This is a genomic window from Arenibacter aquaticus, from assembly GCF_003957295.1.
In the GTDB taxonomy this organism is placed as follows: domain Bacteria; phylum Bacteroidota; class Bacteroidia; order Flavobacteriales; family Flavobacteriaceae; genus Arenibacter; species Arenibacter aquaticus.
The window spans coordinates 31901-47293 of the sequence record NZ_RQPJ01000014.1; the positions used below are offsets into that span (position 1 = coordinate 31901).

11 protein-coding genes are annotated in these 15393 nt (G+C 40.5%); 4 read left to right on the forward strand and 7 right to left on the reverse strand.

Going from position 1 to position 15393, the window contains the following annotated elements; translation table 11 throughout:
* Positions 1-87: 87 nt before the first annotated feature.
* On the reverse strand, positions 88-1011 hold the full coding sequence (locus EHW67_RS13525; protein WP_126162928.1) for a dihydrodipicolinate synthase family protein: 924 nt from the start codon (positions 1009-1011) through the stop codon (positions 88-90).
* Positions 1012-1294: 283 nt separating this feature from the next.
* Here EHW67_RS13525 and EHW67_RS13530 point away from each other — a divergent pair, with 283 nt between their 5' ends.
* Positions 1295-2143: an AraC family transcriptional regulator gene (locus EHW67_RS13530; RefSeq protein ID WP_126162929.1), complete on the forward strand. Its 849-nt coding sequence runs from the start codon at positions 1295-1297 to the stop codon at positions 2141-2143.
* On the opposite strand, the gene EHW67_RS13535 is transcribed toward EHW67_RS13530, so the two are convergent.
* The 6 genes from EHW67_RS13535 to EHW67_RS20870 all read right to left on the reverse strand — a co-directional run bounded on the left by EHW67_RS13535 (position 2136) and on the right by EHW67_RS20870 (position 11475).
* Positions 2136-2813, reverse strand: a complete 678-nt coding sequence (locus EHW67_RS13535) for a hypothetical protein (RefSeq protein WP_126162930.1) — start codon at positions 2811-2813, stop codon at positions 2136-2138. The two genes, EHW67_RS13530 and EHW67_RS13535, sit on opposite strands and share 8 nt — an antisense overlap.
* A 17-nt stretch (positions 2814-2830) precedes the next feature.
* Positions 2831-4102 (reverse strand): hypothetical protein, encoded by a 1272-nt coding sequence (locus EHW67_RS13540; protein WP_126162931.1) that lies wholly within the window; start codon positions 4100-4102, stop codon positions 2831-2833.
* A gap of 14 nt (positions 4103-4116) precedes the next feature.
* On the reverse strand, positions 4117-5238 hold the full coding sequence (locus tag EHW67_RS13545; RefSeq protein WP_126162932.1) for a metallophosphoesterase family protein: 1122 nt from the start codon (positions 5236-5238) through the stop codon (positions 4117-4119).
* Between the two features lie 160 nt (positions 5239-5398).
* Positions 5399-7054 (reverse strand): SusD/RagB family nutrient-binding outer membrane lipoprotein, encoded by a 1656-nt coding sequence (locus EHW67_RS13550; protein ID WP_126162933.1) that lies wholly within the window; start codon positions 7052-7054, stop codon positions 5399-5401.
* Positions 7055-7072: 18 nt separating this feature from the next.
* Positions 7073-10471 (reverse strand): SusC/RagA family TonB-linked outer membrane protein, encoded by a 3399-nt coding sequence (locus tag EHW67_RS13555; protein WP_202911982.1) that lies wholly within the window; start codon positions 10469-10471, stop codon positions 7073-7075.
* A gap of 50 nt (positions 10472-10521) precedes the next feature.
* The gene (locus EHW67_RS20870) at positions 10522-11475 is read right to left on the reverse strand and encodes a PKD domain-containing protein (protein ID WP_126162934.1); all 954 of its coding nucleotides are present in this window, start codon (positions 11473-11475) and stop codon (positions 10522-10524) included.
* Positions 11476-11778: 303 nt separating this feature from the next.
* Here EHW67_RS20870 and EHW67_RS13565 point away from each other — a divergent pair, with 303 nt between their 5' ends.
* Genes EHW67_RS13565 through EHW67_RS13575 form a run of 3 tightly spaced genes read left to right on the forward strand, consistent with a single transcriptional unit; the run spans position 11779 to position 15392 of the window.
* Entirely contained in the window at positions 11779-13074 is a 1296-nt protein-coding gene (locus EHW67_RS13565) for a hypothetical protein (RefSeq protein WP_202911983.1), read from the forward strand.
* Between the two features lie 31 nt (positions 13075-13105).
* Positions 13106-14488: a PhoPQ-activated pathogenicity-related family protein gene (locus EHW67_RS13570; RefSeq protein ID WP_126162935.1), complete on the forward strand. Its 1383-nt coding sequence runs from the start codon at positions 13106-13108 to the stop codon at positions 14486-14488.
* Positions 14475-15392: an alpha/beta hydrolase gene (locus tag EHW67_RS13575; RefSeq protein ID WP_126162936.1), complete on the forward strand. Its 918-nt coding sequence runs from the start codon at positions 14475-14477 to the stop codon at positions 15390-15392. The genes EHW67_RS13570 and EHW67_RS13575 overlap by 14 nt, the downstream gene beginning before the upstream one ends.
* The last annotated feature ends 1 nt before the right edge of the window (position 15393 follow it).

A 15393-nucleotide genomic window follows, 5' to 3' on the forward strand; every position in this document is an offset into this window, starting at 1 on the left:
ATAGCCCATTATACAACTCAATAGTAACCTATTTTCTTGAAACCGGAAAACTCTACATTCCGTAAACTATGGTCTGTATATACTGTACTAATGTGCGGACTTATATTCGTTCTTATAGTTAAACTGCTCAATATGCTCCTTTATCTGGGACTGCTTGTCTTCACTAAACCGGGACAGTGGCTCAGCGCTATAATCTTGACAAATACCCATGGCCATCAATGCAGATTTAATACCCTTAATATGTCTAGATGAATATTGCCCTACTTCATAAATAGTGCTATGCACTTTTAAAACCTTATCTCGCAGCAATTTAACTTCTTCCAAGTCGTTACGCAATGCTGCATCGTATAAGTCTACAAACAATCGCGGGAAAAAGTTGGCACCCCCCGCCACTGCTCCATGCCCGCCATACATAATAGTCTCTGGCAAAAACAGTTCGGCCCCTGCAATAACGGAAAACAGGGGATCTCCCTTAAATTCCTCGATCAATTGGTACAAATAACTTAAGTCACCGGAACTATCCTTAATCCCTATGGCTCCTAATTTCTTGGCTTTTATTACCACGTCTAAAGATAAATGGAGTTTGGTACAACTTGGCATATTGTACAGCATAAAAGGCAAGGACAAGGCTGGCACTACCCTTTCCAGATAGTCGCCCATTTCCTTTTGTGAAATAGGTAAATAATAAGGCGGAGCCACCACTAGCGCATCGGCGCCAGCACTTTTTGCATGGTTGGCAATTTTCAAAGTACCCGTTTCAGAGGTATCGGTAACACCCACCAAGACCGGAACTCTACCAGCTACTATCTGGCAAGTTGCCGTAATAAGCTCTTTACGCACCTTATAGCTTAAACTAGGGCCTTCCCCCGTGGTTCCCAAGATAAAAATCCCATGCACCCCGCCACCGATCAAATGTTTCAGCAATTTTTCCAAACCTAGATGGTCCAATTCCTTATTTTCCAATAATGGGGTAATCATGGGCGGTATAATTCCTTTTAACGGTAGTTTCATCTTTGCCTATTATTTAGATTAATATTCATAAGACCTACCCCAAAAGACATAGTAGTGTAATTATGGACTTCATAAATGTTGGTTTTAAGGGTTGGTTAATTAACTTATGTGGCGCCAATAAATATACTATTGGACAACATGAAATATTTGAGTAGCTGCTCTAACAAATTAAACCCAATTAAAAATTCCCTACCACTATAATATTGTTTTAATTACATTATATTTTAACCTTATTTCCTAATAAATTAATTATATTAGTCCAAGATTGTCAATATAACAACTTATGGAATTTATTTTTGAAAAGATATTTGTCCCCAACAAGCATTCGTTTATATCTAGAAAACTACCCTTGGCCTCCGATGCCAGAATTCATTCCCACAAAAATTTTGAGTTGAATTTCATCACCTCGGGATCGGGTAGGAGAATAGTTGGGGACAACATCTCTGGTTTTGACACGGGGGATCTGGTCTTATTGGGTCCCAATTTGCCACATTGTTGGGAAGCCTTGGATTATGACAATGGTATGGACCCCTTTTGCATTGTCACCCATTTTTCCGAGGACATTATAAATTCTGATTTTTTTAAAATGCCTGAATTGGAGAAAGTGGTAGATTTATTGAAGCAGTCCAGTACAGGGCTCCGCTTTAAATTGGGAGATGACAGGCACATTAGAAAATGTCTGGAAAAGATGACTCAATTACAGGGCTTGGAATACTATATAGAAATGCTAAAGATCTTCAATTTTCTCCTTCAAATTGAAGACAGGGAAAATTTGTCCAATCCGCACAACAATTCAGCCGTATTCGCTAAAAATTTGGACAAAATAAACAAGGTGTACGAATATGTTTTTCAAAACATACAGGAAGGTGTAAAACTAGAGGAAGCCGCTGCTGTATTGAATATGGCCCCCAGTTCATTTTGTCGATATTTCAAGAAAAAAACCAAACTCACTTTTATGGAGTATGTAAAAAGTGTAAGAGTGGGCATAGCTGCCAAATTACTGGCAGAAACCGATAAGCAGATAACCCAAATTTGCTTTGAGAGCGGCTATAACAACCTTGCTAACTTTAACCATTACTTTAAACATATTATGGGCAAGACACCTTCGGAATACAGAAAGACCTTTAGGTAGCTTTAGGATTGGCTACAGCGGGCTGTTTACCTCTCCCCAATCCATTTGCAAAGAATCCCAAAAGAACCACAACAAACGAAATTAAACTTATTGGAGGCAGTCTGCCTTGCCATTTAGAAGGGGTAAACCAACCGCTGTATCCCATAAAAAAAAGATGCACCCCCATCATAAATAGCAGCCCAAGCAAAAAAGTTTTTGACGTAATAATCTTGATCAACACCTCTTTCCCCTTGGTACGGTTTCCAAAACACCAATGATATAGCCCTAAAACCATAAAGCTGCCCATACCCGCTAGCAAACTAAAGTTGCCTATAACTGAAAGACTGTTATCCCCAGCAAAAAATTTTGGATAATATTGGGGATTGAATATCAAAAAGCTAAGTAGAACATGAAAAATGGTCAACAGCAATCCCACTATCCCCATAATCTTTCTACTTTCCTTGCCCAAATTTAAATTGGCAATCCCCAAATTGTTTATAGGCCTAATAGAAAAACTAAGGGTAAGTAAAATGACGCCTGCCAAGGAAACTCCTTTATTAAAAATAAATATTGGCAAATCTTTCCAAGGTACGGTTCCCACCACATTATATCTAAGAATTGCATAACCAATTGATGTTATCAGTATTGGCCATATAATCTTAATGCACATTCTCTTTTCGCTGCCGCTCATACGTATTCTCTAAATTTTTAACCTATAGGAAATCTATTTCTATCACCCATGTCGCCATGTACATTTATAGCTATCACCGCCCAAATGGCGATTACCAAAAGTACAATGATTAAGTAAAAAAGCCATTTTTTTAGGTCTATCTTATCAACTTCTCCAAATGAAAAGTGGAATCTCTTGGATCGTATCAAGACCAAGATCATTAATATATTCAGAACATAAAGATGATGGTTAAGATGCATTTCTCCCCCAAAAATCCCGGTTACAGCATAGCTCATAAAGGTATATGCTATGAACATGGTAAAAAATGTAACCAAAACATCCTTTTGCGAGAATTCTTGTTTTTTGAATTTCCAAAAGATAGATACGACCATTACCAACAAAACCAATAATACCATTAAAGTGCTTGTAGAGGCAACGGATTCTATATTTGGCAAACTCTCCAAACGTCTGGCAATATGGGCAGAAGTCAATGATTCCCTGTAAACGATCAATGGAATAAAGAGTACCACTATCAACAGGGCAGACCAATTTTCCCATTTTTTGGCACTAGGAATTTCTTTTGGCCATTTGGAACTAAAAACCCCATAGGCCATACCCCATCCACCAAAGAAACCAATACTGTATTCCATAATGTTCCACGTATTGAACGGAATGTGCCAGGTATTGCCCAAAACGTGTAAAAAATTACCAAAACTAAAACCAATACCCCCGCCCAGCATGGCATAAAAAGCTACACGGATGGCAGAATTCCTTTTTTCCCTGGCCATATACCATAACATGGCCAAGCCGGCCCCCAAACAAACTGCCCAGGCTTCGGACCGCGGGGGCGTCATTTTAAAACCGATCTGCTCTATTAGAAAATAGTAACTTATAAGCCCACCTACGGCCATCTCAGACAACAAAGCGCCCCATCTCACTTTGTTTTCCTTGGTAGAATCCAAGGTAAGTCCTACTAGTCCACCTCCCAAAAGCCCAAACAAACCGCCAATAACAAACAACATTGCCAGTCCATAGTAAGCATTGATAAAATTATCGGCAAAGCCATAGCCCACTACCTTTCCATAACTTATCATCCCTCCGGCACCCCATCCAACAGCCGATGCCAGGGCAATCAGCATCATTTTATTGTACCAGTCTTTTCTTCCCGAAACCAATACTAGTGCCAAGCCTCCAATAGCTCCGGCCCAAGCTGCTCCCTGTTCATGCCCAAATTGCCCCCGGATCGCCCAAGCGGTTGCTAGAGCCATGGCTACGATTAACAATTGTTTCCCCATATTAGTAGATTTCATGGCCGTAGTACTAGTTATTTCCTTCTTTTTATCTCAATGGTCTCTATCTCGTTGCCATTTATATCCGTCACATATAGGAAGGCATTTTTCTTGTTTATCTGTACATTGACAAAATGTTCTATTTTACTGGATTTTTTGGTTTCAGGAAGTTCTACCTCAATATCGTATAGTGGGGCCCCAGCTCCAGCCGAGGTTATATAATGTACTCCGTTCTTGGTGGCCCTGTGATAATGATGGTCGTGTCCGTTTAAAAAGACCTGTACCTTATGCCTTTCAAAAATATCACCCCAAAATTTTCGGGTTTCCTCGGCCTCGGCCATCCTATTTTTCATGGCACTATATAGCGGTTTATGCTGAAAAATAAAGACAAAGCCGGCTTCTTTATTTAATTCCAAAACCTGCTCCAGCCATTTCTTCTGGGTAGTAAAATATTCGGAGAAGGCATCTCTCCAAAAGGCATCACTATTTTTATCCGAAACAAATTCTGGTTGCGAAATTTGTTTGCCCTCGCTGTCTAAAACAATAAATAGGGCATCGCCAACCGTGAAGTAATAGTATTTTTCATTGTTGGGCAGGTCAAATAAGTCGTAATAGTAGGGAGAATCCTTTTCATGATTACCCAAAACAGGATAATATGGGGTATTCTTCATGAATTCCTTGTTTACCTCAAAAAAGGCTTCCCAATCACTAATAGACCGACCATTGGCTACCAAATCGCCCGAATTAATGATAAACCTTGGGTTGGTTTCCATAATCTTGGCCACTATTTTAGCGTGTACATCGTGTCTATTTCTAGAATCACCGGTCACGGCAAAATTAAAGGGTATAGCCTCGTCCGGGTAGGTGGTCAGGGTGCCTTTGCCCTCATCACTACCGTCATTAAGCACGTCATAGTTGTAAGTAGTATTGGGCTCCAATTCTCCCAAATGTATCTTATGGTGTTTATACTCCCCTATGGTTTTAACATTCCCCTCTTGATCGGTGATGGTAGGTGTACTTTCCAAGGTAGACCAGCATATGGTAGCATCCTTGGTTCCCATTTGCTGAATATAAGGTCCGAAGGCAATTTTTTGCTTTTCTTGTGCTACAACAATAGCAGTGGTACTTAAGAGTAATAAAAACAGTAATTTCTGCATAATTTAGAATTAATTGAATTGGGTAAACGTATTTTTTTGTGTTGCTTATTTGTGCTTCTAAAAAGATTTCTGGAGAATGAATTAATGGGGCAGCAAAAAGAGGCAATTCTTATCGAACGCCTCCTTTAAATAGCTGCAAACTAACTCAAATAAAATATTATTAATAGGGTTTTCCCGTGCCCTGTAACAACCACATTTTAGACCAGGCACTATTATTACTTACATCCTCACCTTTATATGGAGTGGTCTCCAATTTTTGAATGGCCGCCTCGGCATTGGCTGAATTGTTATCTATCTCATCTATATGGTAATAGAACCGCAATGGCAAGGCATCACGTTTTGATGACGGACCTGTTTGTAAATCTGGGAGACCGGTCCTTCTATAGTCGAACCAAGCTTCGGTAGCTGCCGTCCAGCTGGCTATCCATTTTTGCTCTATAATATCTTCCAATCCACCGTAGGCTGCTCCAGCTATATAATCGTTATAATCATCTCCAACACCCCAGGTTTCCAATGATTGCTTTACACCTTCGTTATAATGGCCCTCAGGATCTCCGGATACCCACCCCTTGAGTGCTGCTTCAGCCAAAATAAAATGTACCTCAGCAGCGGATAGTAAACGCGCCTTTAATAAAGGACCACTAGCGGCTTTATAAATATCATTTAACTGGGAAACATGGGGATTATATATACCCTGTGAAGCGTCTTCTTTTAAATTATATGCCGGACCAAATGCAATGGCCGTTGGCAGCCCCACATATTCCTTATCAAAATCTACCGGCACTCCCAATAGATCCAAGTGGTCATCAACCAATTTTTGGCCTACATAACGCTCCCCATCCCTAACTTCATCGGTATCCTCGGGTTCTCCTTCCGCCAATACCAAGGGTACTCCAACCTTATTGGCCCAAACCCCTAACCTTGGATCATCCAATTCCTGCAAGGCATCTACAAGGGTTTTGGCCATTTTAATTCTAAAATAGGAGCCACTGGGACTTTCATCCAATACGGTATTAGTGGGCCAAGAATCGCTTGAGGTATTACCAACATAAGATAAGGCCGCATCGTCCTCGGTATTCAAAATAAGAGGGTATTGGCCAGAATTGGAAGCTATTCTTCTTATTCCCTCTTCCGCAATGCCTGGTTCTTTTTCTGACAATCTCATATAATAACGCAAGGCAAGGGAATTGGCAAATTTCCTCCATTTGGAAACATCCCCGCCATACAGCACATCTTGATCTTGTTGAATACTAAAGTAATCACCTTGGTTTTTTGACAATAGCGTGTTAGCCCTGCCCAAATCACTCAAAATACCTAAATAGATATCTCTTTGATCATCAAAGGCAGCATCAAAATATTCGGGTCCCTCATCTCCTCTTAAGGCTTCGGAATAGGGTGCATCGCCCCAAAGATCGGTAATCATCCCGAACAAGTAGGCTTTCATTACCAATCCTACCCCAATATGGAACTCCAAATTATCGGTTTCCGCCTTTTCAATAAGCGTTTTATTGTTGGTCAATAAACTGTAATAGCCATTCCAACTATGGGAACGATTATTCCAGTCATAGGCATTATGTCCACTGGACCAGCCGTCTTTTTGTGTATGTTGCATTACACCAGCCATGTCTCCAAATCCAAGGCCAACAACATTTTTGGCAGTTCCAGAAATCAACGTCCCTACCAAAAGGTTGGGATCTACATTTTCTGAGCCTATTTTATTGGGGTTATCATTTAGGTCCTCAAGCCCATGGCAAGAGATTAAGATGCTGACCCCCAACATCAATACGCCAATTTTATTTATTGTTTGATATATCATGATCGTAGTTTTTGTTAATTAAAAAGTTAGGCCAATTTTAAATCCAACGGGAATTACCCATGGATCCACATTATATCGTTCTATACCCTGCTTAAACTGTGTTCCTCTGTTACCGCTACTAGATTCTGCTTGGAAAGCCCTTTCTGGATCTACCCCAAAAGCGGAATCCTTGGTCCATAACATAATATTCCTGCTATAAACAGACACACTAATATTATCCAATCCTGTTCTTTCTATTAGCTTACTTGGTAAACTGTAACTCAGGGACACCTCCCTTAATTTAATGTAATCGGCATCAAACATGTTCTGAGTTCCAAATGCCCATGGATTTGATGCTGAAAAAGGAAAAAATATGGTCCCATCTTCTCCAAGATTTTCGCTTTCTAAAATAAAATTACCGTTCTCGTCATGATACCCCAAAACGCCAGGGTAAAAAACACCATCATACACTACACTTCCTCCCCATTCTTCTGGAAAACCTCCTTCTCCAGGTGTACCTCCAACAGGATAAAATTCTTCACCTTCAAGCAATAGTTCAGAATTATCCAACACCCATTGTTTTAATTCAGGTCCAGGCTCGGCTATACCAGGGTTGATTAAATTATCCAGCAGTTGCTGTCCATAACCATCCTCTACCATATATCTGGAAGTTTGTGACATATATTGTCCGCCAGAACGCCAATCGAAGGTCATGTTCAGAGTAAAATTTTTATAAGAAAGACTGGATTGTAATCCCATTATAAAATCCGGGTTGTAGTTCCCCACTTTCACCCGTTCTTCCTGAGGTAGAAACTCACCTTCATCCCCGTCAATCAATGGATAGCCAAAATAAGGTGAATTGGGATCGGTTACCCTAAGTTTCAATGGAGAATACATATTGCCCAACAAGCCATCCTCTCCGGTTGCCGGATTGGCCACGTACGCTCTGGAAACACTTTTGTTTTCACTCCAAAACTCTATATAATCCACTCCTGGAGCCAAAGCAATTACCTTGGATTCATTGGTTGTATAATTTAAATTAAGATCCCAATTCCAATTTTCTGTCCTAATTGGGGTGATACCAAGTGATAATTCATATCCTTTGCTTTCCAGTACTCCAGCATTAATACTTACACTGTTATACCCTGAGGACCCCGGTATAGGTATACTAGGCACAATTTGATTTTTATTTTCAACGGTGTAGTAAGTTCCTTCAAAACGGAACCTATTGTTGAACATAGTGAGGTCCAAGCCCACTTCTTGGGAAGTGGCTTCCTCCGGTTCCAAGGTTGGAGTACTTAAACTTCCAGGTGCCGAATACAATACGGCATTTTCCCATTGTCCTGCATTGTTGTAATAGGCCCCCAATTGATAAGGGTTGGTGTCATTACCTACACGGGCCCAACCACCCCTAATCTTTAAAAGGTCTACCTTAGGTATGTTAACCACTTCGCTGACCAAGAAACTCAAGGATGCAGAGGGATAAAAATAGGAGCGGTTGTCTACGGGAAGCGTACTAGACCAATCGTTCCTTGCTGTAACGTCCAAATACAACATATCCATAAACCCAAAGTTACCCAAGGCGTACACACTATTTATTCCTCTTTCACTCTCAAAACTGGAATAATTCAAAGCTGTTGGGGCTATATTGGAAACGGTAAAGAGATCAGGGACCACAAGACCTACCCTTGAAAATGCCGAGTTGTTGAGTCCGGTATTTTTTTGATACATTAGGTTACCACCACCGGAAATACTAAAATCAAAATCGCCTAAATCCTTTTTAAAGGTTGCCAAAATATCCACATTGGTCTCCACCCCATCGGTTTTGGAAATACCATAAGTTCCATTATTGGACTCCCTGTCATATCCAGGAGATATTTTGGTTTCCTGTGTCTGATTATAACTGTTTAAATTGTAACTACTTCTAATATTAAAGGATGGTGATATGTTCCAATCCAAAACTAGGTTACCATAAATCCTATATCTGGAGAAACTATTGTTCACACCATAGGCCAAAAAATATGGGTTGTTATAGCCCGGGGCCAGGGTAAGTACATCTGTTCCGGGAAGATCGTAGTCTCTTAGTAACCCCAGATCAATATTGGCCGGAGTGGAGTAGGCCCATTGCAGTGGATTGGTCCCTCTATTGGAAGATGGCCTATTATCTGCAAAACTATGCACCAAGTTTACATTGGTGCTTAATGTAAGTTTGTTATTCATATTGGAGGAAGCCGATAAGGAAAAACTATTCCTATTTACGTCCGAATTGGGTACCAAGCCAGTATTTTGCATATTGGTCACGCCCATCCTGTAATTCATAACTTCTGTACTATTGGTAACTTCAAGACTATTGGTAGTAGTGATACCTGTCTGAACAAAATTTTTAACGTTATTGGGATACGATTTCAATTCGGTTGGGATAGGCACTCCGTTGGCATCCAAGGGAGCATTCCATTGTACTGCAAAATATCCCTTATCCAACTCTGGACCACCGTTACCCCCGGACAGCGCTACATCCGGAAGCAAATAACTACCCCCTTGTGATTCTGGGGAAAAGGAAAAATACCCTGATGCAAACCTAGTTTGTTGTTCCAAAAATTTATAAGGCACATCAAATACGGTATTGGTGGTAAAGGAAACTTTCATTTTTTCCTTGTCCTTGGCTTTTTTGGTAGTAATCAACACCACCCCGTTACCTGCTCTTGAACCGTATAAGGCTGCTGCACTTGGTCCTTTTAGGATACTTACATCTTCTATGCTATTTGGATCCAAATCTGAAATAGCATTTCCGTAATCTACAGCATTCCTATCTCCAAATCCACCAATATTATTTAGGGAATTGGACACGGGAACCCCATCGATTACAAAAAGCGGTTGATTGTCCGAACTCAAGGAAATAGCCCCACGTATTACCATACTAACCGAGGAACCTGTACCTCCGGTTGAATTAAGGGTTACTCCCGCTACCTTACCGGATAACGAATTTAAAACGTTTTCTTGGGCTACCCGGGTCAATTCTTCCCCGGCCACATTTTCTACCGAGTATCCCAGAGACTTGTCTTCTCTTTTAATTCCCAAAGCGGTTACCACTACCTCGTCCAAGGCCTCAGCTCCCGGCTCCATGCTAACGTTAATGGAAGTCCTCCCATTTACGGCCAGCTGCTGGGATTCAAATCCCAAATATGAAAATACCAAGGTTCCATTGCCATTAGGGACATTGATACTGTAATTACCGTCAAAATCGGACGTAACCCCTTGTGAGGTACCTTGCAACACTATACTAACCCCTGGCAAGGGCATACCATCTTCGGAAGACGTTATATTTCCTGTAACCGTGTGCTGAACAGATTGAGCCATTAGGGCATTGGTGCTGAAGAACAGCAGCAGCCAGAACATTTGTCCACCCCACTGAAATTTGTTTTTTAAATACGTATTCATAAATATATATTGTAGTTAGTTATTTATATCGAAAGAAAACTTTTTAAAGCTCAATTTACCGTCTCAAATGTAAGTACCAACCCATTAGTATTGATACCTGGCGCACTGGGTTCCGCTGCCATAAACATTACCAATCGCATAGAATTATCTTTTATATCCTGAATAATCACTTTACGTTGAAAATCCATAAAACCAATAAATTCCGTTCCAGAGAAATCCAAGGTACTAACCCCACTATAAGTCATGGTACCATCACCTCCAAAAACAGAGGAGACCGTTAGATCCTCATTTTCAACATAGGTAAATGTGGCGTCGGACTCTGGGGTATAGGCCCCTGTACACAACCCAAAACTCTGATCACTACTAGGATTTACAATCCCCGCACCACCAGTGGTGAGAAACTGATATACAAGCCCACTAAAAGAAGCCCCATCGTCCTTTACATCGTGACTGTAACTCCCGTCAAAATAAAAAGTAAATTCATCCTCGTATACCTCTCCCAATCCTAGGCCTACACCAAAAATACCTGCAGGAAGTGGATTTGGTGCTCCATCAAATGGTGTAAGATCGGCATCGGCATAGGCAAAATAATCCATATCGGAGTGACCACTGGCCAATCGCCATGTTTTCCCATTTGTAGCCGTAGGTCCCCCTGTAAGCAATATATAAGGAGTTAAATCTATTGCCAATTTAACCTCTTTGCTCACCGAACTACCATCATCGGAAGTAGCTGTTAACTTGGCCGTGTAATACCCACCTTCTGTATACACATGTACAGGATTTTTTTCTGTACTGGTGTTGCCATCTCCAAAATCCCACATCCAAGATGTAGCACTATTGGTCAACCCTTGAAAAGCTACTTTCTTACCATTGACACTATTAAAAATATCAGCGGTTAGCGGAAAATTAGCCGAAGCACCATCATCATCCGAACTACAGGAAGTCAGGAAGAGGGTCAACGAAAATAAAATCCCATACAGCAGTATTAAATTTTTTTTAGTCATAAATTATAGCTTTAAGTTAGTTTATGAAGCCCCAAGATCATAAATAATTGCTATCCCATCTATTGGTTCCAAATAGGATAACAATGAGTTAACAATATGTTAATATTTTAACCATACAGCTTCAATTCATCCAAAAATATATTTAAAAAAATCAATTCTATTCAGGTATTTTATTAATTATGCATTATAATTTAACCCTCGATTTAACTTTTTAATTATAATTTTGCCAAACATGTCAATATTCCTTTTATTATTTATGCATGCATAATAAGGGTATTTTTTAACATTTAAAAGGGAAGTTCTATGGAATATTTTAATTATCCCATGCCCACCCCCAAGGCATTTAGACTACTGCTATTTATTATCATTCTTATATCGGCCCATGGCTACACCCAAGAGTTAAGGGTTGGTGCCGCAAAGCGAATTATTACCCCTTCTCCCTTAATATCTGTTTCGGGCGGGGTAGGCACCCCTAGACCGGCCAGCATAAAAAAAGGAGATTTATTTGTAAGGGCCATGGTACTGGAAAGTGGTGAAGAAAGAATAGCCATTGTTAATGTGGACAATCTAGGCTGGCCGGCCGCCTTGGGCGACAGATCCAGAGCACTAATAAAAGGGATACCCAAAAAAAATATACTTATTGGGGCCACACATACCCATAGCGCCCCTGACGCCTATGCCTTCCCCGACAACGATGGCAATCATGCTGCCGATTTAAAATATCTGGATCATTGTGTAGTACAAATTGCAGATGCGGTAAACGAAGCTTTACGTAATCTGGAAGCTGCAGAATTAAAAATTGCTGTAGGTGAAGCAAATGGAAAAATAGCCTATAACTATTACGCCCCAGATTTGTACGACCCAAGATGCGGTGTAATACAAGCAATAAGTAGTCAAGGGAAAAATAAAGGGCAGCCAATAGTCACCTTGGTAAATTACGCCATACATCCCGAAGTAATTGGTAACGAACAGGAAATTCTTAGCCCAGATCTTATAGGCCCTTTATACGATAGAATAGAAGCCAGAACTGGAGGCATGGCCCTCTTTATGAACGGAGCCCAAGGTGGTATGGTCACGGCCGATAATAGACTCGATAACAACAAAGAGGCCAATGACTGGGAAGAATGCCAACGCATTGGAAATCTATTGGCAGACGAGGCTCTTAAAATTGTTTCAGAAGCCAAAATCCAAAAAAATCCGGCTATTTATTGTGCTTCCAAAAAGGTTACTTTCCCTATAGACTCTGAAATGTTACGCTATATTTTAAGCAATTCCCCACTAAGCATGGGCAACAAAGACCACGACTCTATCAGCAGCACACTTAACCTATTAAATATTGGATCTGCTCAAATACTGACCATCCCGGGGGAGGCTTTACCCAACATTGGCTATTATTTAAAAAGAAATATGCCCACTCAGCACCCCTTTATCTTTGGATTGACCAATGATGCGTTTGGGTATATATTGACCAAAGAAGATTTTAATAGTTTTAAGAGATACGAATATGTGAGTCGCACCAGTCTTGGCGAAAAAACTGGTGAAATCCTGATCAATGAATTGATGGACATGATTAAAAACAATCCAACACCAAAGAAATAGTTTCAATCCAAATATTTAACAACAAAGCGATATGAAAAAAATTTTCACCCTTATCACCATTTCTTTCTTGCTAACCGTAGCATGTAAGGACAATAACCAGAAACTAGCAGAGCACGTTCCACAACCCATTGAGGCCGTTACGCCCGAAACGGCACTTCAAAGCTATCTAAGCAATGATGACCAATCCTATAAATGGGAACTTAAGGACAATTATGCTTTAGGAGAGACAACCGCCTACCAAATATTACTTACTTCACAAAAATGGCGTGAACATATTTGGACCCATGAACTAACCATATTGGTCCCCAAAGAAATAAAACATGATGGGGCCCTTCTTTTTATTACCGGTGGAAGTACAAAAGAAGGCCTGCCCAATTGGTCTTCCAAAAGCGAAGACAAGAAATCCAAAAACTTCTCTAAAGTTGCCATTAAAAACAAGGCCATTGTGGCCATTGTAAGACAGGTACCCAATCAACCGCTTTATGACGGTTTGGTAGAAGACCAACTAATATCCTATACCCTTCATAATTACAAAAAAGACAAAGACCTAACCTGGCCATTGTTATTCCCTATGGTAAAAAGTGCTGTAAAGGCCATGGATGCGGTTCAGGAATTTTCCAAGAAAAACCTAGATAAAGATATAAATAGGTTTACCGTAACCGGCGCTTCAAAAAGGGGATGGACCACTTGGTTGACCGGAGCCAGCGATAAAAGGGTAGAAACCATTGCTCCAATGGTAATTGATGTTCTGAACATGCCCGTGAGCTTGGATTATCATATTACCGCTTGGAATGAATACAGTGTACAGATAAACGACTATATAAAGTTGGAAATTCCGCAAACGGTAAGATCGGCCGATGGCAACGCTCTCAGTCAAATGGTTGACCCCTATTCTTATAGAAAAAAATTAAAGATGCCTAAACTAATCTTTATCGGTACCAATGATGAATATTGGCCTGTTGATGCCATTAAAAATTATATCAATGACATTCCAGGAGAAAACTACATCCACTATGTACCAAATGCCGGACATGACCTAGGAGGCGGTGAACAAGCTATTAGGGCATTGAGTGCCTTCTGGGGAAAATCGTTGAACAACAAACCTCAAACACCACTGTCCTACGATCTAACTACAGAACAAACTGCCGCTACCCTTTCTGTGAAGACCAGCTCCCCAGAATTTGAAAACGCCTACCTATGGACTGCCAGTTCAACGGATAGGGATTTTAGGGATGAGAAATGGACGGCACAGAAATTAAATGTAGAGGATCAGAACCGTATTTTTGAAACAGTAGAATACCCAAATAATGGGTACAAGGCCTTTTATATTGATTTGGAATACAGTGACCCCAATGGTGGTAGCTATACCAAGAGCACCAGAATGTATGTAGCCGACAACGATGAAATTCTATAACAAAAAACGACCTTATTGGTTAATGGGAGTGGTAAGCCTATTATTAATACTAGGCTTTTCCGCTATTTATCTGGGCAATACCCAGCAGTCCTTCCCCGTAAGCCAATATTACGAATATGACCGGGCCATTCCGTTAAAAGACACGCTCTTACCACAACTCAACAATACAGAATATCCGTTGTACCACATCACCTATAAGAGTGTACATGACAAAAAAGTTACAGGTCTACTGTCACTGCCCAAGAGTGGTACCTCTCCCTTTCCGGTAATTATTCTAATGCACGGATTGGGCGATCATAAAAATGTAGACTATATAGCCTATGGCAATGAACTGTTCTTGAAGCATGGCTATGCAGTATTAAGGATAGATTTCAGCAACCATGGGGAAAGGAAAAAAGAGGTGTACGATTTTGATCTCACCGGAAAATATAAATACTGGACCCGGAATGTTATTTCTCAGACTGTATTTGATTTAAGGCGTGCGGTAGATTTTATTGAATCCAGACCGGATCTGGACGCCGAAAGAATAGGGTATTACGGAATAAGTTTAGGTGGTATTACAGGGACTATTTTCTGCGGAGTGGACAAACGGATCAAGGTGCCCATAATTGCATTGGCGGGTGGCCAAATGAATCTATTGTACAAAAAAGAAGCACTGCTAAAAGAATCCAAGGACTTTGTAAGCATAGTAGAGCCCTTGAACTATGTTGAACAAATTGCCCCCCGTCCCTTATTGATGCTAAATGCAAAAAACGATGAAATAGTACCCCCTATAATGAGTAAATTACTGTTCAGTGCAGCAAATGACCCCAAGGAGATTATTTGGTACGATGCCAAACATAGAGACGCCCCCTTGGAGGTTATTTACGGTGACGGACTAAAATGGTTTAAAAAATATTTATAAT

What these genes read in the sequence shown, in the direction of transcription:
- EHW67_RS13545 (WP_126162932.1), bottom strand. Translation starts at nt 5,238, where the DNA reads ATGCAGAAATTACTGTTTTTATTACTCTTAAGTACCACTGCTATTGTT.
- EHW67_RS13565 (WP_202911983.1), top strand. Translation starts at nt 11,779, where the DNA reads ATGGAATATTTTAATTATCCCATGCCCACCCCCAAGGCATTTAGACTA.
- EHW67_RS13550 (WP_126162933.1), bottom strand. Translation starts at nt 7,054, where the DNA reads ATGATATATCAAACAATAAATAAAATTGGCGTATTGATGTTGGGGGTC.
- EHW67_RS13525 (WP_126162928.1), bottom strand. Translation starts at nt 1,011, where the DNA reads ATGAAACTACCGTTAAAAGGAATTATACCGCCCATGATTACCCCATTA.
- EHW67_RS13570 (WP_126162935.1), top strand. Translation starts at nt 13,106, where the DNA reads ATGAAAAAAATTTTCACCCTTATCACCATTTCTTTCTTGCTAACCGTA.
- EHW67_RS13535 (WP_126162930.1), bottom strand. Translation starts at nt 2,813, where the DNA reads ATGAGCGGCAGCGAAAAGAGAATGTGCATTAAGATTATATGGCCAATA.
- EHW67_RS13555 (WP_202911982.1), bottom strand. Translation starts at nt 10,471, where the DNA reads ATGAATACGTATTTAAAAAACAAATTTCAGTGGGGTGGACAAATGTTC.
- EHW67_RS13575 (WP_126162936.1), top strand. Translation starts at nt 14,475, where the DNA reads ATGAAATTCTATAACAAAAAACGACCTTATTGGTTAATGGGAGTGGTA.
- EHW67_RS13530 (WP_126162929.1), top strand. Translation starts at nt 1,295, where the DNA reads ATGGAATTTATTTTTGAAAAGATATTTGTCCCCAACAAGCATTCGTTT.
- EHW67_RS13540 (WP_126162931.1), bottom strand. Translation starts at nt 4,102, where the DNA reads ATGAAATCTACTAATATGGGGAAACAATTGTTAATCGTAGCCATGGCT.
- EHW67_RS20870 (WP_126162934.1), bottom strand. Translation starts at nt 11,475, where the DNA reads ATGACTAAAAAAAATTTAATACTGCTGTATGGGATTTTATTTTCGTTG.